The sequence below is a fragment of the Streptomyces sp. NPDC041713 genome, from assembly GCF_055591085.1.
Genome location: NZ_JBVIZY010000014.1, coordinates 1 through 19181, shown reverse-complemented (window position 1 = coordinate 19181; position 19181 = coordinate 1). Strand labels below are relative to the sequence as shown.

Here is a 19181-nt window from a genome sequence, read left to right as displayed (position 1 = left end):
ATGCGCGGCATCGAACTGCGCGACGCCCGCGTCCACTACGGCCCGCTGGAGGCCCTGCACGGCCTCACCCTGGCCGCGCCCGCCGCCGCGCTCACCGTGCTCATCGGCCGCAACGGCAGCGGCCGCACCACGGCCCTGCGCGCACTCGCGGGCACGGTCGCCCTGACCGCGGGCGCGGTCGTCCTGGACGGCCGGGACATCACCCATCGGCCGGCCCACGCACGAGCCGCCGACGGCGTGTGCCTCGTACCGGACCGGCAGGCGGTGTTCGCCTCCCTCACCGTCGCGGAGAACCTCGAACTCTCGGGCGCGGGCGGCCTCTCGCGGGCCCTGGACGCCTACCCCGAGCTGCGCCCGCTCCTCGCCCGCCGCGCGGGCACCCTCTCCGGCGGCGAACAGCGCATGCTCGCCCTGTCCCGGGCCCTGCTCCCGGACACCCGGGTGGTCCTCGCCGACGAGCCGACACAGGGCATGGCGCCCTCGGTCGCGGCCCGCACGTACCAACTCCTCGCCGGTACGGGCGCCTGCGTGGTCCTCGCCGAACAGCGACTGCCGTCCGCCCTGCGCGCGGGCGCGAGCCGGGCGGCGGTCGTGCACGCACTGCGCCGGGGCGCGGTGGTGTTCAGCGGGGAGCCGGGCGAGGTCAGTCCTGCCCGGCCGCGGGACGCCCGGGAATGACCAGGACCTCGCCCACCGAGATCCGGTCGGGACGGCTCCCGACCGTTGCACGGTTCGCCTTGTACAGGGCCTGCCAGCCGCCCTTCACGTGGTACAGGCGGGCGATCGAACTGAGCGTCTCCCCCGCCTTCACCCGGTGGACGCGGCCGTCGGACCGCTCCACCCGCACCTTCTTGGAGCAGGACGGCCAGGCACCCCAGCCCTGGGCCTGCAGCACCTTCTCCGCCACCTTGATCTGCTCCTTCTTGGTGGCGAGATCGGCGCGCGGCGCGTACTTGAGCCCGCCGTACTGCTCCCAGGTGGGCTGGTAGAACTGCAGCCCGCCGTAGAAGCCGTTGCCCGTGTTGGTGTCCCACCGCCCGTTGCTCTCGCACTCGGCGAGGCACTCCCACGGCCCCTTCTTCGTGGAGCAGCCGTACGGCGCGGACGGGGCACCCGGCTTCGGCGGCGGGGCCACGGAAGCGGCGGCCGAGGGCAGCGCCGTCGCCGCCAGGATCGCGCCGACGACCAGGGACACGGAGTGGACGCGCAGGGTGAGCTTCGGATGCATCGGGTCACGCTAGGCAGCTCCGTGACGGGCCCGAGGCGTGCCGCGCCGCCCCGGCACCGACCCCACCCGGTCGGACTATCGGTAAGTCACACCGAGAGCCGCCACCCCGGGACGATCACGTCCTGGCCGCCGCCGATGGCTCGATTCCGTTCTCCTTCGCGCGTGACCTGCACCACTGATCCGCCGTTGTCTCCTTATGAGCCGGGCACGGCCCGGCTCGTCACACCCTCCCCATGCACCCCAGATGACGATCCCGAGGAGCCACCCGTGCCGCGCATGCTCGACGTCAGCGACGACGTACGCGCCGAGATCGGCGACGAAGAAGCCGACCGGCTGCTCGCCGGCGAGAACACCCCGGGCAGCTACGACTGCACGTCGTGCCGCACCCCGGGCGACGCCGAACAGGAGCGCACCAGCACCGTCCTGTTCGTCGGTGACGAGACGGCCGTGCTCGCCTTCGCCCACGCCACCTGCCTGCCCTCCCAGATCGTCACGGTCTCCGAGGAGCAGCTGCAGGGCGCCGTACGCTCGATCACCGGCGACGACGGCGAGGCGCCCGCCGACGCCGCGCCCAACCAGGCCGTGCTCGGCGTCACCAGCGGCCTCGTCCTCATCGAGGGCGAACTGCGCCCGGCCCTCGTCGTCGAGCCCACCGGCGCCATCGCCCGCCCCGGCGCCGCACCCGGCGGCGGCGACGACTTCCTGCCGCTCCTGATCGAACAGGGCTTCCTGCCGGTCGCCTCGCTCGACTCCGTGCCGCCCCCGCTGCCCGGCTGGTCGGTGCTGCTCGCCATGGGCCAGCTGCACGCCGTCCTGCAGCCCGGCACCGGCGGCGGCTCCCCCGTCGCCTGGTGGCAGGCGCACCACCCGCTGCAGGTCACCGAGGACTGGCGCACGGCGGCCAACAAGACGCAGACCGTGCTGCTCTTCGCGGCCCCCGCGGGCTCCATCGGCCGCCAGCCGCGCGAGGACATGCTGCGGGACGCGCTGGACAAGGCCGCCACGCACGGGCGGCTCGTCGCGGCCTCCATGCCGCTCGCCGGCACCTGAGCCCACCACGGCCGGGAGCCGCGCCCGGCACCCGAAAGCGCCGGTCACACTATTGCCGGACCGGGAAAGGGGCGCGGCCCCCGCATCCGCAGGGCGACGGTTTCGTTGGCACAGACGTGCACACATACGACCCCTCCCGCCCCCGGCCGGCGTACCAGAGCCCCATCCCTTCCATGCGTTCGGCGCAGGAGCCGACGGGCAGCCACTCGGCCACACCCATCTACGACACGCTGTACTCGGAGTACCTCAGGGCGTTCAGGGCCCTGCCGGGCGACCGGACGGGCGAGGAGGACCTGGGGTTCGTCGGCTTCGGGACGGGGCCGTACGGCTACCAGCACCGCTTCGACGGACGGCACGACCAGCGCAGCGCGTACGGCCAGTTCCACGTGGCCCGCTACGGCCAGCACGACCACCACACGGGCCACCACCAGTTCCCCGCGGCCCTGCCGCCGGGCCCGCGCCGCGAGCACTGAGCGCGCACCCCGGACAGCCGAATGCCCGGCCTCCCCGCGAGGGGGGGCCGGGCATGCGCGTACGTGCTGCCGCGCGCTACTTCTTGCGGCCGCGCTTCTCGCGCACCCGCACCGAGATGTGGATCGGCGTCCCCTCGAAGCCGAACTCCTCGCGCAGCCGGCGCTCCAGGAAGCGGCGGTAGCCCGCCTCGATGAAGCCGGAGGCGAAGAAGACGAACCGCGGCGGCTTGGTGCCCGCCTGGGTGCCGAAGAGGATGCGGGGCTGCTTGCCGCCGCGCACCGGGTGCGGGTGGGAGGCGACGATCTCGCCGAGGAAGGCGTTCAGGCGGCCGGTGGGCACGCGCGTCTCCCAGCCGTCGAGCGCCGCCTCGATCGCCGGGACGAGCTTCTCCATGTGGCGCCCGGTGGCCGCCGACACGTTGACCCGCGGCGCCCACGCGACCTGGGCGAGCTCGGTCTCGATCTCCCGCTCCAGGTAGTAGCGGCGCTCCTCGTCGAGGGTGTCCCACTTGTTGTACGCGACGACGATCGCGCGGCCCGCCTCGACGGCCATCGTCACGATGCGCTGGTCCTGCACCGAGATGGACTCGGAGGCGTCGATGAGGATCACCGCGACCTCCGCCTTCTCGACGGCGGCGGCGGTGCGCAGCGAGGCGTAGTAGTCGGCGCCCTGCTGGAGGTGGACGCGCTTGCGGATGCCCGCCGTGTCGACGAACTTCCAGGTCACGCCGCCGAGCTCGATGAGCTCGTCGACCGGGTCGCGGGTGGTGCCCGCCAGTTCGTTGACGACCACGCGGTCCTCGTTCGCCACCTTGTTGAGCAGCGAGGACTTGCCCACGTTCGGGCGGCCGATGAGGGCGATGCGGCGGGGGCCGCCGATGGCCGCGCCGAAGGTCTGCGCGGGCGCCTCGGGCAGCGCCTCGAGGACGGCGTCCAGCATGTCGCCGGTGCCGCGGCCGTGCAGCGCGGAGACGGGGTGCGGTTCGCCGAGGCCGAGGGCCCACAGGGCGGTGGCGTCGGCCTCGCCGGAGGGGCCGTCGACCTTGTTGGCGCAGAGCACGACGGGCTTGCCGGCCTTGCGGAGCAGGCGCACGACGGCCTCGTCGGTGTCGGTGGCACCCACCGTGGCGTCGACGACGAAGACCACGGCGTCGGCGGCCTCGATGGCGTACTCCGCCTGGGCGGCGACGGAGGCGTCGATGCCCAGGACGTCCTGCTCCCAGCCGCCGGTGTCGACGAGCTTGAAGCGGCGTCCTGACCACTCGGCCTCGTAGGTGACGCGGTCGCGGGTCACGCCCGGACGGTCCTCCACGACGGCCTCGCGGCGGCCGATGATGCGGTTCACCAGGGTCGACTTGCCGACATTGGGGCGGCCGATGACGGCGAGGACGGGCAGCGGGCCGTGGCCCGCCTCCTCGATGGCGCCCTCGACGTCCTCGACGTCGAAGCCCTCCTCGGCGGCGAGCTCCATGAACTGTGCGTACTCGGCGTCGCCGAGCGCCCCGTGGTCGTGGTCGGCAAAGCCGTCGCCCTCGGGCTGGATCTGGTCGTTCATGAAGTCCGTACCTCGTCGTTCATCGTGGTGATCGGTGCAGCGGCCCGTGCGTCGGACCGGGGCACTACTGGATAAGTCTCGCTCAGCGCCCGGTCAGGCGCCTGGCGTTTTCCAGGTGGGCGGCGAGCCGCCCCTGGATGCGCACGGTCGCCTCGTCGAGCGCCTTGCGCGTACGCCGCCCGGTGCCGTCGCCCGCGTCGAAGGGGTCGCCGAAGACCACGTCGACCCGGCTGCGCAGCGGGGGCAGCTGCTTGATCAGCCGTCCGCGCCGGTCGGTGCTTCCCAGCACCGCCACCGGGACGATCGGGGCGCCCGAGCGCACCGCGAAGTAGGCGAGCCCGGCGCGCAGCGACGCGAAGTCACCCTCGCCCCGGGTGCCCTCGGGGAAGATCCCGAGGACGCCGCCCTGGTCCAGGACGCCGAGCGCCCGGGTGATGGCCGTGCGGTCGGCGCCGGAGCGGTCGACCTTCACCTGGCCGATGCCGTCCAGGAAGGGGCCGAGCGGCCCGACGAACGCTTCCTTCTTGATCAGGAAGTGCGTGGGCCGGGGCGCGACGCCCATGACCATCGGGCCGTCGACGTTGTGCGCGTGGTTGACGGCCAGGATCACGGGACCCGTGGCGGGCACCCGCCAGGAGCCGAGGACCCGCGGCTTGAACAGGCCGTACATGAGGCCGACGCCGATGCGGCGGCCGACCTCGGCGCCCCGCTCGGAGGCGCCCGCCGCGGTGGTCCCGCGGCCGGCGGGAGCCTCGCTCACTTCGCGGCCCGCTTCTCCTCGACGAGGGTGACGACGCACTCGATGACCTGCTGGAGCGTGAGCTCGGTGGTGTCGACCTCGACGGCGTCGTCGGCCTTGGCCAGCGGGGACGTCTTGCGGCTGGAGTCGGCCGCGTCCCGCTTGATCAGGGCCTCCTGGGTCGCCTTGACGTCGGCGCCCTTGAGCTCGCCGGAGCGGCGGGCGGCACGGGCCTCGGGCGAGGCGGTGAGGAAGATCTTCAGGTCGGCGTCGGGCAGCACGGTGGTGCCGATGTCGCGGCCCTCGACGACTATGCCCTTCTCGGCCGAGGCGGCGATGGAGCGCTGCAGCTCGGTGATGCGGGTGCGCACCTCGGGGACGGCGCTGACGGCGCTGACCTTGGAGGTGACCTCGGCGGTGCGGATCGGGCCCGCGACGTCCGTGCCGTCGACCGAGATGGCCGGGGCGAGCGGGTCGGTGCCGGAGACGATCTCGGGCTTGCCCGCGACGGCGGCGATCGCCGTGGGGTCGGTGAGGTCGATGCCGTTGTGCACCATCCACCAGGTGATCGCCCGGTACTGGGCGCCGGTGTCCAGGTAGCTGAGTCCGAGCTGGGCGGCGACGGCCTTCGAGGTGCTCGACTTGCCCGTGCCGGAGGGACCGTCGATGGCGACGATCACGGCTGCCGGGGAGGCGGTTGCTGCGGTTTCCACGGGGGGCGGGCACCTTTCGCAGTACTCGGGGCGGGGAGGCGGGGCGCGAAGACGCCCCGCACAAGGTTACTGGCTCGCACGCCCTGCCCCGACAGCCCCTGTCCGGGCCGTCCCGGGGCGCCCCGGCGCGGACCGCTACTGCCGGATCGACCAGCCCCGCTCCCGCAGCGCCGCGCTCAGCACCGGCGCCGCGCTCGGCTCGACCATGAGCTGCACCAGACCCGCCTGCTGCCCGGTCGCGTGCTCGATGCGCACGTCCTCGATGTTGACGCCCGCCTGGTCCGCGTCGGCGAAGATCCGGGCCAGCTGGCCCGCCTTGTCGTCGATGAGCACCGCGACGATCTCGTACGCCGCCGGGGCCGCCCCGTGCTTGCCGGGCACCCGGGTCCGGCCCGCGTTGCCGCGCCGCAGCACGTTCTCCACCCCGGCCGCGCCCTCGGAGCGCTTGTCGGCGTCGGCGGACTGCAGCGAGCGCAGCGCCGTCACCGTCTCGTCGAGGTCGGCGGCGACCGAGGCGAGCAGGTCGGCGACGGGCCCGGGGTTGGCGGCGAGGATGTCGATCCACATCCGCGGGTCGGACGCCGCGATCCGGGTGACGTCGCGGATGCCCTGGCCGCAGAGGCGTACGGCGCTCTCCTCGGCGTGCTCCAGGCGGGCCGCGACCATGCTGGAGACCAGGTGCGGCATGTGCGAGACGAGGGCGACCGCGCGGTCGTGGGCGTCGGCCTCCATGACGACGGGCACCGCGCGGCAGAGCGCCACCAGCTCAAGGGCGAGGTTGAGCACCTCGGTGTCGGTGTCCCGGGTCGGGGTCAGCACCCAGGGCCGGCCCTCGAAGAGGTCGGCGGTGGCGGCCAGCGGGCCGCTGCGCTCGCGCCCCGACATGGGGTGCGTGCCGATGTACGCGGTCAGGTCGAGGCCGAGCTCCTCCAGCTCGCGGCGCGGGCCGCCCTTGACGCTCGCCACGTCGAGGTAGCCGCGCGCGGCCCCGCGCCGCATGACGTCGGCCAGAGTGGCGGCGACGTACGAGGGCGGCACGGCGACGACGCAGAGGTCGACGGGCCCCGCGGGCTCCTCGTCGGTGCCGGCGCCGAGCGCGGCGGCGGTGCGGGCCTGCGCCGGGTCGTGGTCGGCGAGGTGCACGGCGACGCCCCGGGAGGCGAGGGCCAGGGCTGCCGAGGTGCCGATCAGACCGGTGCCGATGACGAGGGCGGTTCTCACTGGGCGGTGTCCTTGCGGAGTGCGGCCGCGGCGCCGAGGTGCACGGGTGCGGTCTCGGAGCGTGGCCGGTCGGGTTCGACGGTGGCGTACGCCATGGCTGTGGCCCACAGCCGGGGCCTCAAGCCTATCCAGCGTCCCGTACGGCGGCGCGGGGCGCCCGGTTGCCGAGACGGGCGGGGCCGCCCGGACACCGGCGCGCCACGGGCCCGTACCCTCACCCCATGCTCCCCGGGAACCTCGCCCTCGTACGCGACCACACGGTCTACTCCTGCGTGATGGGCTCGCGCGCGTTCGGCCTGGCCACCGAGGAGAGCGACACCGACCGCAGGGGGATCTTCCTGGCCCCCACCCCGCTGTTCTGGCGGTTCGAGAAGCCTCCGACGCATCTGGACGGGCCGGCCGAGGAGCAGTTCAGCTGGGAGCTGGAGCGCTTCTGCGAGCTCGCCCTGCGCGCCAACCCGAACGTCCTGGAGTGTCTGCACTCGCCGCTCGTGGAGCACGTCACGGACACCGGCCGCGAGCTGCTGGCCCTGCGCGGCGCGTTCCTCTCCCGGCAGACCCACGAGACGTTCGCCCGCTACGCGCTGGGCCAGCGCAAGAAGCTGGAGGCGGACGTCCGCACCCACGGCGCCCCGCGCTGGAAGCACGCCATGCACCTGCTGCGGCTGCTTGCCTCCTGCCGCGACCTGCTGCGCACCGGTGAGCTGACGCTCGACGTCGGCGAGGAGCGCGAGCCGCTGCTCGCGGTCAAGCGCGGAGAGCGCTCCTGGTCCGAGGTCGAGACCTGGATGAACCGGCTGGCGGCCGAGGCCGAGGAGGCGGCGCCGCACAGCCCGCTCCCGGCCGGCCCCGACCGGGAGCGGATCGAGGACTTCCTGGTCCGCACCCGCCGGGCGTCAGCCCTGCGCACCTTTCAGGCGCACCCGGACGACGAAGTCGTGCAGGGAGTCGTGGGCGGAGTGGACACCGGGCAGCACTGAGTCCGCCTGCGCCGCGTCGAGGACGACGTGCAGCCGCTGCACGTCGGTCCACGGTCCTCCCTCAAGCGTCCCAGAGCGCCCCGAAGGCGAGGAGCTCGGCCCGGTACTCGATCCGTTCCGTCCACTCGGCGGGCCAGGCGTCCGCGCCGACGTGCGCGCCCGCGAAGGCGCCGGCGAGGCAGGCGATCGAGTCGGAGTCGCCGGACGTGCAGGCGGCCCGGCGCAGCGCGGTGACCGGCTCGTCGACGCACTGCAGGAAGCACAGCAGGGCGGTGGCGAGGGCCTCTTCGGCGATCCACCCGGCGCCGGTGGCCAGGCACGGGTCGGTCTCCGGGTTGGCGTGCCGCAGCGCGGCCTCCAGGCGTTCGAGCACGGCGAGGCACTCGTCCCAGCCGGACGTGATGAAGGCGCGCGGCGTGGGCGCCCCGCTCCGCGTCCACAGCTCGCCGAGCCAGCGCTCGTGGTAGGTCTCGCGGTTCTCGTACGCGTAGGAGCGAAGCAGTCCGACGAGTCCGGTCGGCTCGGCGCCCTCGGCGAGCAGCCGGACCGCGTGCGCGGTGAGGTCGGAGGCGGCGAGCGCCGTCGGGTGGCCGTGGGTGAGCGCGGACTGCAACTGGGCGGCGCCCGCCCGCTGTTCGTCGCTCAGCCCGGGCACGAGGCCGAGGGGTGCGACGCGCATGTTGGCGCCGCAGCCCTTGGAGTGCAGCTGACTGGCCTCGTCCCAGGGCTTGCCGCTCTTGAGGAGGTGGCAGGCCTTCAGACAGGTGTTGCCGGGCGCGCGGTTGTTCTCCGGCGACTGGTACCAGTCCACGAACTCCTCGCGCACCGGTCGCTCCAGCCGCTTCGGGCCGAGGCTCCCCCGCTCCATGGCGGTGCGCAGGCCGCGGGCGAGCGCGAGCGTCATCTGGGTGTCGTCGGTGACGATCGCGGGCGTCGGCAGCTCCATCTCCCGCCAAGGCCCGCACTTGGCGAGGATCGAGGGAACGTCGTCGAACTCGGTCGGAAAGCCGAGGGCGTCACCGAGGGCGAGCCCCATGAGGGCTCCGGTGGCGGCACGTTTCATGGGGGCGGTCACGAGGGCTGTCCTTCCGGGGCGGGGCGGAGCAGGGGCGGGTGCAGGGCCGTGGCGGTGCCGGCCCGGAAGAGCGCGGCGGGTTTGCCCCGGCCACCGGTCAGCCGGGCCCCGCCGGGAACGGCTTCGACGAGGCCCGCCGTGCCGACCACCTTGCGGCGGAAGTTGGCCGGGTCGAGCTCGGCGCCCCACACGGCCTCGTAGACCTGGCGCAGCTCGCCGAGGGTGAACTCGCGCGGGCAGAAGGCGGTGGCGAGGCCGGTGTACTCCAGCTTGGCGCCGACCCGGTCGTGCGCGTCGGCGAGGATCCGGTCGTGGTCGAAGGCGAGCGGCCGGTACGTCGCCGGGGTGTACGGCAGCCAGGCCGCGCGGGCCGCGTCGCCTCCCCCGCTCACCTGCGGCGGGTCGGGGACGAGCGCGGCGAAGGCGACGGAGACGACCCGCATGCGCGGGTCGCGGTCCGGGTCGCTGTAGGTGCGCACCTGCTCCAGGTGCAGCCGTGCGACGTCCGCGATGCCGGTCTCCTCGGCGAGCTCCCGCCCCGCGGCCTCCTCGGCCGACTCGTCGGGCAGCACGAAGCCGCCGGGCAGCGCCCAGCGCCCCGCGTACGGCTCCTGGCCGCGCTCGACGAGCAGCACGTGCAGCGCGCCGTCCCTGACGGTGAACACCGCGAGGTCCACGGTGACGGCGAACGGCTCGAAGGCGTGCTTGTCGTAGCCCTGCATGCACGACCACCCCCTCTCTTTATAGTCAAGAGGACTATAAAGAGAGGGGGTGGTTCGGGCAAGGGTTTTCGCGACCTACAGGTCGACCTCCTGCATCAGCATCCCGACCTCGGTGTTCGACAGACGCCGCAGCCAGCCGGACTTCTGGTCACCGAGCGTGATCGGCCCGAAGGCGACCCGCACCAGCTTGTCGACCGGGAACCCGGCCTCGGCGAGCATGCGCCGCACGATGTGCTTGCGCCCCTCGTGCAGGGTCACCTCGACCAGGTAGTTCTTGCCGGTCTGCTCGACGACGCGGAAGTGGTCCGCGCGGGCGTACCCGTCCTCCAGCTGGATGCCGTCCTTGAGCTGCTTGCCCAGGTCACGCGGGATCGGGCCCACGATGTGCGCGAGGTAGACCTTCTTCACGCCGTACTTGGGGTGGGTCAGCCGGTGCGCCAGCTCGCCGTGGTTGGTGAGCAGGATGACGCCCTCGGTCTCGGTGTCGAGCCGCCCCACGTGGAACAGCCGCGTCTCGCGGTTGGTCACGTAGTCGCCGAGGCACTGCCGGCCCTCGTTGTCCTCCATGGTGGAGACGACGCCGGCGGGCTTGTTCAGCGCGAAGAACTGGTACGACTGGGTGGCCACGGTCAGGCCGTCGACCTTGATCTCGTCCTTCTCGGGGTCGACGCGCAGCCCCTGCTCCAGGACGATCTCGCCGTTGACCTCGACGCGGGCCTCGTCGACCAGCTCCTCACAGGCGCGGCGCGAGCCGTAGCCCGCGCGGGCGAGGATCTTCTGCAGCCGCTCGCCCTCCTGCTCGGCGCCCGGGAAGGTCTTGGGCGGGCTCACCTTCGGCTTGCCCGCGTACCGCTCGCGGTTGCGCTCCTCGGCCCGCGCGTCGTACTCACGGGAGGTGGCCGGGGCCCACCGCCCGCGTCCGGCGGCCTGGCCCTGCTTGGGCCCGCCCTTGGCGCCGCCGCGCGCCGAGGCGCCGCGGCCCGACTTCGGACCCTCCTGCGTGCCGCCGGGCCCTACGTCGTAGCGCCGCTCCTCCGGACGCGGCCTCTTCGGACGGCCGCTGCCGCCCTGCTTGTCGTCGCGGTTGCCGCCGGCCCCGCGGGGGTTGCCGCGGCCGCCGCCGTTCCCGCCGCGGCCGCCGCTGTTGCCACCACGGCTCCCGCCGTTGTTTCCGCTGCTGTTCCTGCCGCTGCTGCTTCGCATCAAAAGTTCCGTCTAATCGGCTGTGTCCTGGGTGTACCCGTACCCCGGCGCATCGGGTGCGTCCGGGTCGAACGACGGAACCCCCTCCAGCGTCTCGCCCTCGATCGCGTCCGCCTCGGGGAGGAAGGGCGCGAGCTCGGGGAGCTCGTCCAGGCCGCGCAGGCCCATCCGCTCCAGAAAGTAGTTCGTCGTCCTGTACAGGATCGCACCTGTTTCGGGTTCCGCGCCCGCCTCCTCCACCAGACCGCGCTGGAGGAGGGTGCGCATCACGCCGTCGCAGTTCACCCCGCGCACCGCGGAGACCCGCGAGCGGCTGACCGGCTGGCGGTACGCGACGACCGCGAGGGTCTCCAGAGCCGCCTGGGTGAGCCGGGCCTGCTGCCCGTCGAGGACGAAGCCCTCCACGGCGGCGGCGTACTCGGGCCGGGTGTAGAACCGCCAGCCGCCCGCCACGAGCCGCAGCTCGAAGCCGCGCCGCTGCACGGTGTACTCGTCGGCCAGCTCGCGCAGCGCGTCGGCGACCTCGCGCCGGGGCCGCCGCAGGATCTTCGCCAGGTGGTCCTCGGTGGCCGGTTCGTCGACGACCATCAGGACGGCCTCCAGGGCGGGCCGCAGCTCCAGGTCCGCGACCGTCTCCGCGCCCGCGGGGTGCTCGCTCACGCCTTCTCCTCCATCGGCTCGGGGGCCCGGTCGAACTCGTCGGTCACGGTCGGCTCCCCGGCGCCGTCGCCGCCCGTCCAGCGGACCATCAGCTCCCCCAGGGGATCCTCCTGGTCCAGGGCGACGGCCTTCTCGCGGTAGAGCTCAAGGAGGGCCAGGAAGCGCGCGACGACCGTGAGGGTGTCCCCCGCGTCCTCGACAAGGACCCGGAAACTGGTCTCGCCGTGCTCCCGCAGCCGGGCGACGACCAGCCCGGCCTGTTCCCGTACGGAGACCAGCGGGGCGTGGATGTGCTCCACGTACACCTGCGGCTTCGCGCGTGGCTGCATGGCCTTCACGGCCAGCTTGGCGAACCCTTCCGCGCCGATGCTGATGACGACTTCCGGCAGCAGCTCGGCGTGGTGCGGTTCGAGGCCCACGGTCCGCGGGTAGCGCCGCGCCTCTGCTTCCAGCCGCCCGCTGAAGATGTCCGCGATCTCCTTGTACGCGCGGTACTGCAGCAGCCGGGCGAAGAGCAGGTCGCGCGCCTCGAGGAGCGCGAGGTCGGCCTCGTCCTCCACCTCGGCGGCGGGCAGCAGCCGCGCCGCCTTGAGGTCGAGCAGGGTGGCGGCGACGACCAGGAACTCCGTCGTCTGGTCCAGGTCCCAGTCGGCGCCCATGGCCCGGATGTGCGCCATGAACTCGTCGGTCACCTTGGACAGGGCGACCTCGGTGACGTCCAGCTTGTGCTTGGAGATCAGCTGGAGCAGCAGGTCGAAGGGGCCCTCGAAGTTGGCGAGCCTGACCTTGAACCGCCCGTCGTCGGGCTCGTGGGAAGGTTCCGGCTCGGCGTCCGCGTCGTGGGCGGGCGTCCCGCCGGGGGTCGCCCCCTGCGCGGAGGACGCCCCTGGGCCGCGCCCCAGGGTGCGGCGCCGAGCGGCGGACGGTACGGGTTCACTGTTCGAGGCCATGAGGCCAGAAACGCTACCCCTACCGCCCGCGAAGCCGGCGTACGAGGATGCTCGCGTCCCCGCGCGACTCCAGGTCGGCGAGGACGACGGCGACCGCCTCGCGCACGATGCGCCCGCGGTCGACCGCGAGGCCGTGCTCGCCGCGCAGCACCAGGCGCGCGTGTTCGAGGTCCATCAGCTCCTCGGCGGAGACGTACACGGTGATCTTCTCGTCGTGCCGCTCACGCCCGCTGGGCCGCCGGTTGGCCGCCCGGGCGCGGCGCCGCGCCTGCGCGGTCGAGGCCCCGGCGGACTTGCCGCCGCCCTGGGCGGCCGAACCTTCCTGCGCCGGCTCGGCGGAGCGGCGCCCCGCGTTCTTCTCGCCCTCGGCGGCCGCCCTGCTGCGCGACTCGGCCCCGGACTCCGCGTCCGTGGCCGCGTGTTCGGCGGGTTCACCGCCGTCGCCCTGCGCGGTCTCCTCGGCCGATGCCGCCGTCTCGTCGCTCTCGCCCGCCGGAGCGGGCACCCTGGCCTCGCCGTTGGTGCCGCGCCGCGGCGAGGACGACTGCAGCGCCATCCCCCCGGTCGTGCGGAACAGTTCGTCGGCCCCCGGCAGACTCACTCGGCGTGACACCGGGCGAGCACCTCCCTGGCGAGCTGGCGATAGGCGGCCGCGCCGACCGAGTTCGAGGCGTACGTCGTGATCGGCTCACCGGCGACCGTGGTCTCCGGGAAGCGGACCGTGCGGCCGATGACCGTGTGGTAGACGTGGTCGTCGAAGGCCTCGACCACGCGCGCGAGCACCTCACGGCTGTGCACCGTGCGGGAGTCGTACATGGTCGCGAGGATGCCGTCGAGCTCCAGGTCGGGGTTGAGCCGCTCCTGGACCTTCTCGATGGTCTCGGTCAGCAGGGCCACGCCGCGCAGCGCGAAGAACTCGCACTCGAGCGGCACGATCACCTTGTGAGCCGCCGTCAGGGCGTTCACGGTGAGCAGGCCGAGCGAGGGCTGACAGTCGATCACGATGTAGTCGTAGTCCTGCATGAGCGGCTTCAGGGCGCGCTGCAGCGTCGACTCGCGCGCGACCTCGCTCACCAACTGCACCTCGGCGGCGGACAGGTCGATGTTGCTGGGCAGCAGGTCCATGTTGGGGACCGCCGTCTTCAGGAGCACCTCGTCCGCGGACATGCCGCGCTCCATGAGGAGGTTGTAGACCGTCAGGTCCAGCTCCATCGGGTTCACCCCGAGGCCCACCGAGAGGGCGCCCTGCGGGTCGAAGTCGACGAGCAGGACCCGGCGTCCGTACTCCGCGAGGGCCGCGCCCAGGTTGATGGTCGACGTCGTCTTGCCGACGCCGCCCTTCTGGTTGCACATCGCGATGATCTTGGCCGGACCGTGGTCGGTCAGCGGGCCCGGGATCGGGAAGTACGGCAGCGGGCGTCCCGTGGGGCCGATGCGCTCGCGGCGCTGACGGGCCGCGTCCGGCGCGAGCGTGGCCGCGTACTCCGGATCGGGCTCGTACTCGGCGTCGGGGTCGTAGAAGTGCCCCTGGGGCAGTTCCTCGTAGTCGGCGAGGTGGGTGTGGGTGTTATCGCCACTCCGGTCGCCGGCCATGGCGTTCACGTGATGGCCATCCATGCTCTGGGGTGCTGACTGTGTCGGCTGGGGGCTCTGCCGGGCTTCGAAGGTGCGGACAGCGACCGAGCCGACGGCCTCGAGCCCCACGGGACCCTGGTCCCGCACAGACGTTCCTGGTTGACCACCCCCGGGAGCAAATGTCGACTCATTCACAAGTCGTCTTACCTCCTTGGTGACCAGGAAATTTCTCGATAGGTCAGCGTGGCACCATGCCGACGGTTGGCGACTCTATGGCGTGTCACCGCTCCACAGCAACACAATCCACCGGACCCGGCCCGATGTGTCGGCAACGGAACACCCTTGTGTCAAGGGCGTACGGCTCGTCATCGCCGCGTTTCGAGGGTGGGCGAAACGGTTAAAGGGTTACGTTCAAGGCCAGTTGAGCGTGTCGACACAGATACGCATACGGCCGGACCCCTCTCAAGGTCCGGCCGCTGGCGTGAGATTGACGACTTTCGTTGACGAAAGTGTCGTCGGACCGACCGGAGTCGGTCATCCGGTTCAGCCGAGGAGCGTCTCCAGCTCCACGTGCTCCAGGCCGTGGGACTCCGCGACCTCCTTGTAAACGACCTTGCCGTCATGGGTGTTGAGGCCCAGGGCGAGCGCCGGGTCGCGGCGCAGGGCCTCGACCCAGCCGCGGTTCGCCAGCTCGACGATGTACGGCATGGTCGCGTTGGTCAGCGCGTAGGTGGAGGTGTTCGGCACCGCGCCCGGCATGTTGGCGACGCAGTAGAAGACCGAGTTGTGGACCGGGAAGGTCGGCTCGGCGTGCGTGGTCGGGTGCGAGTCCTCGAAGCAGCCGCCCTGGTCGATCGCGATGTCGACAAGGACACTTCCCGGCTTCATGCGGGAGACGAGCTCGTTGGTGACCAGCTTCGGGGCCTTGGCGCCGGGGATGAGGACGGCACCGATGACGAGGTCGGCCTCCAGGCAGGCCTTCTCCAGCTCGAAGGCGTTGGAGACGACGGTCTGGATCTTCGTGCCGAAGATCTTGTCGGCTTCCTTGAGCTTGTTGATGTCCTTGTCGAGCAGGGTCACGTGGAAGCCCATGCCGATGGCGATCTGCGCGGCGTTCCAGCCGGAGACGCCGCCGCCGATGACGACGGCCTTGCCCGCGGCCACGCCCGGGACACCGCCCGGCAGCACGCCGCGGCCGCCGTTGGCGGCCATCAGGTGGTAGGCGCCGACCTGCGGGGCCAGCCGGCCCGCGACCTCGGACATCGGGGCGAGCAGCGGCAGCGCGCGGCCCGCGGTCTCCACCGTCTCGTACGCGATGGCGGTCGTGCCCGACTCCAGGAGCGCGTCCGTGCACTCCTTGGACGCGGCCAGGTGCAGGTAGGTGAAGAGCGTCTGGTCCTTGCGGAGGCGGTGGTACTCCTCCGCGATGGGCTCCTTGACCTTCAGGAGCAGGTCGGCGGTGGCCCAGACCTCGTCGGCGGTGTCCAGGATCTTCGCGCCCGCCGAGACGTACTCGGCGTCCGTGATCGAGGAGCCGACGCCGGCGTTCCGCTCGATGACGACCTGGTGGCCGTGGCGCACCAGCTCGTGCACACCGGCGGGGGTGATGGCCACCCGGAACTCGTTGTTCTTGACCTCGCGGGGGATGCCGACCTTCATCGTCGATCACGGTCCTTGGCTCAGGGGATTTCTCGGGCAATGCAACGCATACCGGTGCACGTGGGGGCGCAGCGGGAGACACCGCAGAGGTATGCGGCGGAGCCAGTCTAATGAAGGATTTCTCGCTGTCTAGCCTTCCAATGCTTCAATCTTCTGCGGATGCACTACGGATTTCGTAGGCGGAAGGCTCCGCTCCACCATTCCTTTCCAGCCTGGCGACCTGCGGAAGCTCCTCTCCCAGCATGCGCTCGGCGGCGCTCCGGTGCAGCCGGGCCGCGGCCGGGTCGCCGAGCCGCTCCAGGGTGTCCGCGAGCCGGAGCTGCAGCGCCGCCTGCAGCCGGACGTCCTCGGCCCGCCGCGCCCACTCGACCGCTTCCTGGCAGGTGCGCAGCGACTCCTCGGGCCGGCCCGCGTACTCCTGCACCCGGGCCATCTCGCTCAACGCCCGCGCCTGGGCGGTGACATCGCCGTTCCTGCGGTGCCCGGTCACCGCCGAACTCCAGTTCCGCAGCGCCTCGCCGTACCGCCCCGCGTACGTGTGCACCGTGCCGATCCGTCCGTACAGGCGGGCCGCGTCCGCGCGCTCGTCGCGGGCGAGCCGATGGGCCAGCGCGCGACCGAACCAGTCGCAGGCCCGCGACCAGTCCCCCAGCTCCTGGTAGGCGCCGCCTACGGATTCCATCGCGCGGCCGGTGGCGTACGGGTCGTTCGCGGCCCGGCCCGCGTCGAGCGCCGCACGGTAGCGGGCCAGCGCGTCGCGCGTGCGGCCGGTCTGCGCGTCCAGATCCGCGAGGTTCAGCAGCGCCGCGGCCTGTTCGCGCGGCAGGTTCCGCCGCTCGGCGACGCCCAGGACCAGCTGGTGGATGCCGTACAGCTCGGGGGCGGCGGCCTCGGTGCCGCGGTGCGCGACGAGCGCCCGGGCCAGGGCCGCCATCAGCCTGCGCGCCAGCGTGTCCAGCTCGCCGTCGGCGACCGCGAGCCGGGCGGCGGCGAGCAGCGCGGGCTGCCGCACCGACAGCCACTCGGCGGCTGCCTGGCGGCTGGGGAAGCGCAGGGCGCGCGGCAGTCCCGCGGCCTTCCCGCGGGCGGTGGAGTCCTCGGGCTCGGTGACGGCGCGGCAGGACTGCAGGAGCCGCACGGTCCGCTCCAGCATCCGGGCCCTGGCCAGCTGGATCTCGCCCGGCTTGTCCTGGCTCTCGGTACGGGCCCGCAGCAGCGGCACCAGGCAGCCGGGCACCTCGTACTGCGGAAGGGAGGACGGGACGGCCCGGAGGAGTCCGAGCTGGACGAAGTCGTCCAGTGTGGTCTTGGCCCCGGAGACCGAGCAGCCCGCGAGCGCGGAGGCGGTGTGCGGGTCGACGTGGCCGGCCGGGGCGAGGCAGAGCAGTCGCAGTATCCGCGCGGCGGGCGAGGGCAGCGAGGCGTAGGTGTGGCCGAAGACACGCGCGAGGGCCGAGCCCTCGTCGGGCAGTGCGCGCACCCGTTTGGCGAGGTCGGCAACGGCGGCCTTGGGTCGCACCGCGAGCCAGCCGCCGGCCAGCACGAGCGCCGCGGGGTGGGCCGCGCACACCTCGACCAGGGACTCCGCCGAGCCCGGGTCGACGGTGATGCGGACGGGGCCCGCGGCGCGCGCGAGGAGTTCGACGGCGGCCTCCTTGTCCAGGCCGCCGAGGGTGCAGGGCCGGACGTCGGGGATGCCGGTGAGCGGGCCCTCGGCGACCGCGACGACCAGGCAGTCGGGGGTGTCCGGGAGGAGCGCGTCGACCTGTCCGGCGTCGGCCGCGTCGTCGAGGAGCAGCAGCGCCCTACGGTCGGCGAGGGCCGCGCGGAGCGTCTCGGCGAGGTCGTCCTCGGCGGCTCCGGGCGGGGCGGGCACGGCCAGCGCGTCCAGCAGGTCGCGGGCGGTGCGCTCGGTGGGTACGGGGGCGCCGTCGGGGTCGGTGAGGTGGGCGCGCAGCACCCCGTCGGGGTAGTCGTCGGCGAGCTGCCGGACGAGTTCCTCGGCGAGTGCGGTGCGGCCCGAGCCGGGGCGGCCCGCGACGAGCAGGACGCGTGCGCGGGGTGCCTTGCGGCCGGAGAGGGTGTCGAGGCCCGCGCGGTCGACGTCGGCGCGGAGCTCTTTCAACTCCCGGCGTCTGCCGACGAACTGAGCCCGTGTCGACTCCAGCGAGGCGCGTGCGGGTGAGGGCACCGCGCCACCCGCCGTCGCACCGTCCGTGTCGACTGCCTGATCCGTCACGGGCCACGCTCCCGTCCGCCTGCGCACGAACCCGCCGGGGCTCCGGGCGGGACGCTTTCAGAGCCTAGTTCAGGCCCTGCGCCCCTCCCGGGCACGCAGCACGCACAAGTCGCCCGATCGGATCAGTAGATCGTCACACCGGACGGCTCGAGGGGGTCTCAGGCCTCGAAGGGGCGGGCGGGCCAGGGGGCCTCGGCGGGGCGCAGCGCGTCCACGCCGTCGCCGTTCAGGACCGCCTGCAGCGAGAGGGCGCCGACGACGAGGCAGTTGTTGTGCAGGTCGCCGGCGAGCACGCCGCGGACGAGCTCGTCGAGGGGCACCCGGGCGAGCTCCATGTCGGACTCCTCCTCCTCGACCTCGAACCGCTCGCCCTCGGCCTCCGAGAGGTCACGGGCGAGGAAGACCCGCACGGCCTCGTCGCAGCCGCCGGGGGTGGTGTAGACGTCGGTGAGGACCCGCCAGTCCTCGGCCTTGACGTGCGCCTCCTCGTACAGCTCGCGCTGGGCGGCGTGCAGGGGGTTCTCGCCGGGGACGTCGAGGAGGCCTGCGGGGATCTCCCAGAGCTTGTGGCGTACGGGGTGGCGGTACTGGCGGATGACCAGGACGCGGCCCTCGTCGTCGAGCGCGAGGACGGCGACCGAGCCCGGGTGGACCTGGTAGTCGCGGTGGACGACGGATCCGTCGGGCATGACCACGTCGTCGGTGCGGACGGAGGTCTTGTTGCCGACGAAGGGGGTCTTCGTCGCCGTGACCTGCCACTCCTCGGCGGTGTCCTTGATCGTCATGCCCTGTCCTCCCACACGTGCAAACGACAAACCGGGGTGCGCGTCCCGTGAGACGCACACCCCGGCAACCGTATCGCTCCGGTGTTACTTTCCGGACTTGCCGCCCTGCTTGGCCCCGGCCTGCTGACGCTCGACGGCCGCCTTCACGAGGCCGGCGAAGAGCGGGTGCGGGCGGGTCGGACGGGACCGCAGCTCCGGGTGGGCCTGGGTGGCGACCAGGTAGGGGTGCACCTCGCGCGGGTACTCGACGTACTCCACAAGCTTGCCGTCCGGGGAGACGCCGGAGAACTGGATGCCGGCCTTCTTCTCCAGGTCCGCGCGGTAGGCGTTGTTCACCTCGTAGCGGTGGCGGTG

General features: G+C 72.9%; 20 protein-coding genes. 4 read left to right on the top strand and 16 right to left on the bottom strand.

Features of this window, described 5'->3' with window-relative positions; translation table 11 throughout:
• Complete coding sequence (locus tag ACZ6CV_RS31525) at window positions 1–678, top strand: ATP-binding cassette domain-containing protein (protein WP_469254536.1); 678 nt, start codon at window positions 1–3, stop codon at window positions 676–678.
• Here ACZ6CV_RS31525 and ACZ6CV_RS31520 read toward each other — a convergent pair.
• Window positions 644–1228 carry a LysM peptidoglycan-binding domain-containing protein gene (locus tag ACZ6CV_RS31520; RefSeq protein ID WP_469254535.1) on the bottom strand — a complete coding sequence of 195 codons (585 nt, stop codon included), beginning with the start codon at window positions 1226–1228 and terminating at the stop codon, window positions 644–646. The genes ACZ6CV_RS31525 and ACZ6CV_RS31520 overlap by 35 nt on opposite strands.
• A 267-nt stretch (window positions 1229–1495) precedes the next feature.
• Here ACZ6CV_RS31520 and ACZ6CV_RS31515 point away from each other — a divergent pair, with 267 nt between their 5' ends.
• Both ACZ6CV_RS31515 and ACZ6CV_RS31510 read left to right on the top strand, forming a co-directional pair.
• Entirely contained in the window at window positions 1496–2278 is a 783-nt protein-coding gene (locus ACZ6CV_RS31515; RefSeq protein ID WP_469254533.1) for a hypothetical protein, read from the top strand.
• 173 nt (window positions 2279–2451) lie between these two features.
• Window positions 2452–2751 (top strand): hypothetical protein, encoded by a 300-nt coding sequence (locus ACZ6CV_RS31510; protein ID WP_469254531.1) that lies wholly within the window; start codon window positions 2452–2454, stop codon window positions 2749–2751.
• Window positions 2752–2827: 76 nt separating this feature from the next.
• Here the strand turns inward: ACZ6CV_RS31510 and der are convergent, their stop codons facing one another.
• From der to ACZ6CV_RS31490, 4 genes are all read right to left on the bottom strand, one after another.
• Window positions 2828–4306 carry a ribosome biogenesis GTPase Der gene (der, locus tag ACZ6CV_RS31505; protein WP_469254529.1) on the bottom strand — a complete coding sequence of 493 codons (1479 nt, stop codon included), beginning with the start codon at window positions 4304–4306 and terminating at the stop codon, window positions 2828–2830.
• Between the two features lie 82 nt (window positions 4307–4388).
• The gene (locus ACZ6CV_RS31500) at window positions 4389–5105 is read right to left on the bottom strand and encodes a lysophospholipid acyltransferase family protein (protein ID WP_469254527.1); all 717 of its coding nucleotides are present in this window, start codon (window positions 5103–5105) and stop codon (window positions 4389–4391) included.
• The gene (gene cmk / locus ACZ6CV_RS31495) at window positions 5063–5758 is read right to left on the bottom strand and encodes a (d)CMP kinase (protein ID WP_469254526.1); all 696 of its coding nucleotides are present in this window, start codon (window positions 5756–5758) and stop codon (window positions 5063–5065) included. The genes ACZ6CV_RS31500 and cmk overlap by 43 nt, the downstream gene beginning before the upstream one ends.
• A gap of 135 nt (window positions 5759–5893) precedes the next feature.
• A complete protein-coding gene (locus ACZ6CV_RS31490) occupies window positions 5894–6979 on the bottom strand; it encodes a prephenate dehydrogenase (protein WP_469254524.1) in 1086 nt (361 codons plus the stop codon).
• A 221-nt stretch (window positions 6980–7200) separates the two neighbouring features.
• Between ACZ6CV_RS31490 and ACZ6CV_RS31485 the strand changes: the two genes are divergently transcribed.
• Window positions 7201–7959 (top strand): nucleotidyltransferase domain-containing protein, encoded by a 759-nt coding sequence (locus ACZ6CV_RS31485; RefSeq protein ID WP_469254522.1) that lies wholly within the window; start codon window positions 7201–7203, stop codon window positions 7957–7959.
• Window positions 7960–8020: 61 nt separating this feature from the next.
• Here the strand turns inward: ACZ6CV_RS31485 and ACZ6CV_RS31480 are convergent, their stop codons facing one another.
• From ACZ6CV_RS31480 to ACZ6CV_RS31430, 11 genes are all read right to left on the bottom strand, one after another.
• Entirely contained in the window at window positions 8021–9022 is a 1002-nt protein-coding gene (locus ACZ6CV_RS31480) for an ADP-ribosylglycohydrolase family protein (protein ID WP_469254766.1), read from the bottom strand.
• Window positions 9023–9030: 8 nt separating this feature from the next.
• Entirely contained in the window at window positions 9031–9756 is a 726-nt protein-coding gene (locus ACZ6CV_RS31475) for an NUDIX hydrolase (RefSeq protein WP_469254520.1), read from the bottom strand.
• Window positions 9757–9831: 75 nt separating this feature from the next.
• Entirely contained in the window at window positions 9832–10959 is a 1128-nt protein-coding gene (locus ACZ6CV_RS31470; protein ID WP_469254518.1) for a pseudouridine synthase, read from the bottom strand.
• A gap of 12 nt (window positions 10960–10971) precedes the next feature.
• Window positions 10972–11619, bottom strand: a complete 648-nt coding sequence (gene scpB, locus ACZ6CV_RS31465; RefSeq protein ID WP_469254516.1) for an SMC-Scp complex subunit ScpB — start codon at window positions 11617–11619, stop codon at window positions 10972–10974.
• Complete coding sequence (locus ACZ6CV_RS31460) at window positions 11616–12569, bottom strand: segregation and condensation protein A (RefSeq protein WP_469254514.1); 954 nt, start codon at window positions 12567–12569, stop codon at window positions 11616–11618. Before ACZ6CV_RS31460 ends, scpB begins: the two co-directional genes overlap by 4 nt.
• 19 nt (window positions 12570–12588) lie before the next feature.
• Window positions 12589–13182 carry a hypothetical protein gene (locus tag ACZ6CV_RS31455; protein WP_469254512.1) on the bottom strand — a complete coding sequence of 198 codons (594 nt, stop codon included), beginning with the start codon at window positions 13180–13182 and terminating at the stop codon, window positions 12589–12591.
• The gene (locus ACZ6CV_RS31450) at window positions 13167–14339 is read right to left on the bottom strand and encodes a ParA family protein (RefSeq protein ID WP_384546000.1); all 1173 of its coding nucleotides are present in this window, start codon (window positions 14337–14339) and stop codon (window positions 13167–13169) included. The genes ACZ6CV_RS31455 and ACZ6CV_RS31450 overlap by 16 nt, the downstream gene beginning before the upstream one ends.
• 348 nt (window positions 14340–14687) lie before the next feature.
• A complete protein-coding gene (ald, locus tag ACZ6CV_RS31445) occupies window positions 14688–15803 on the bottom strand; it encodes an alanine dehydrogenase (protein WP_355809914.1) in 1116 nt (371 codons plus the stop codon).
• A 145-nt stretch (window positions 15804–15948) separates the two neighbouring features.
• Entirely contained in the window at window positions 15949–18042 is a 2094-nt protein-coding gene (locus ACZ6CV_RS31440; protein WP_469254509.1) for a tetratricopeptide repeat protein, read from the bottom strand.
• A 158-nt stretch (window positions 18043–18200) separates the two neighbouring features.
• Entirely contained in the window at window positions 18201–18827 is a 627-nt protein-coding gene (locus ACZ6CV_RS31435; RefSeq protein WP_469254507.1) for an NUDIX domain-containing protein, read from the bottom strand.
• Between the two features lie 84 nt (window positions 18828–18911).
• Window positions 18912–19181, bottom strand: a 270-nt coding sequence (locus tag ACZ6CV_RS31430; RefSeq protein ID WP_469254505.1) for a glutamine amidotransferase-related protein, incomplete at its 5' end; no start/stop codon positions are given.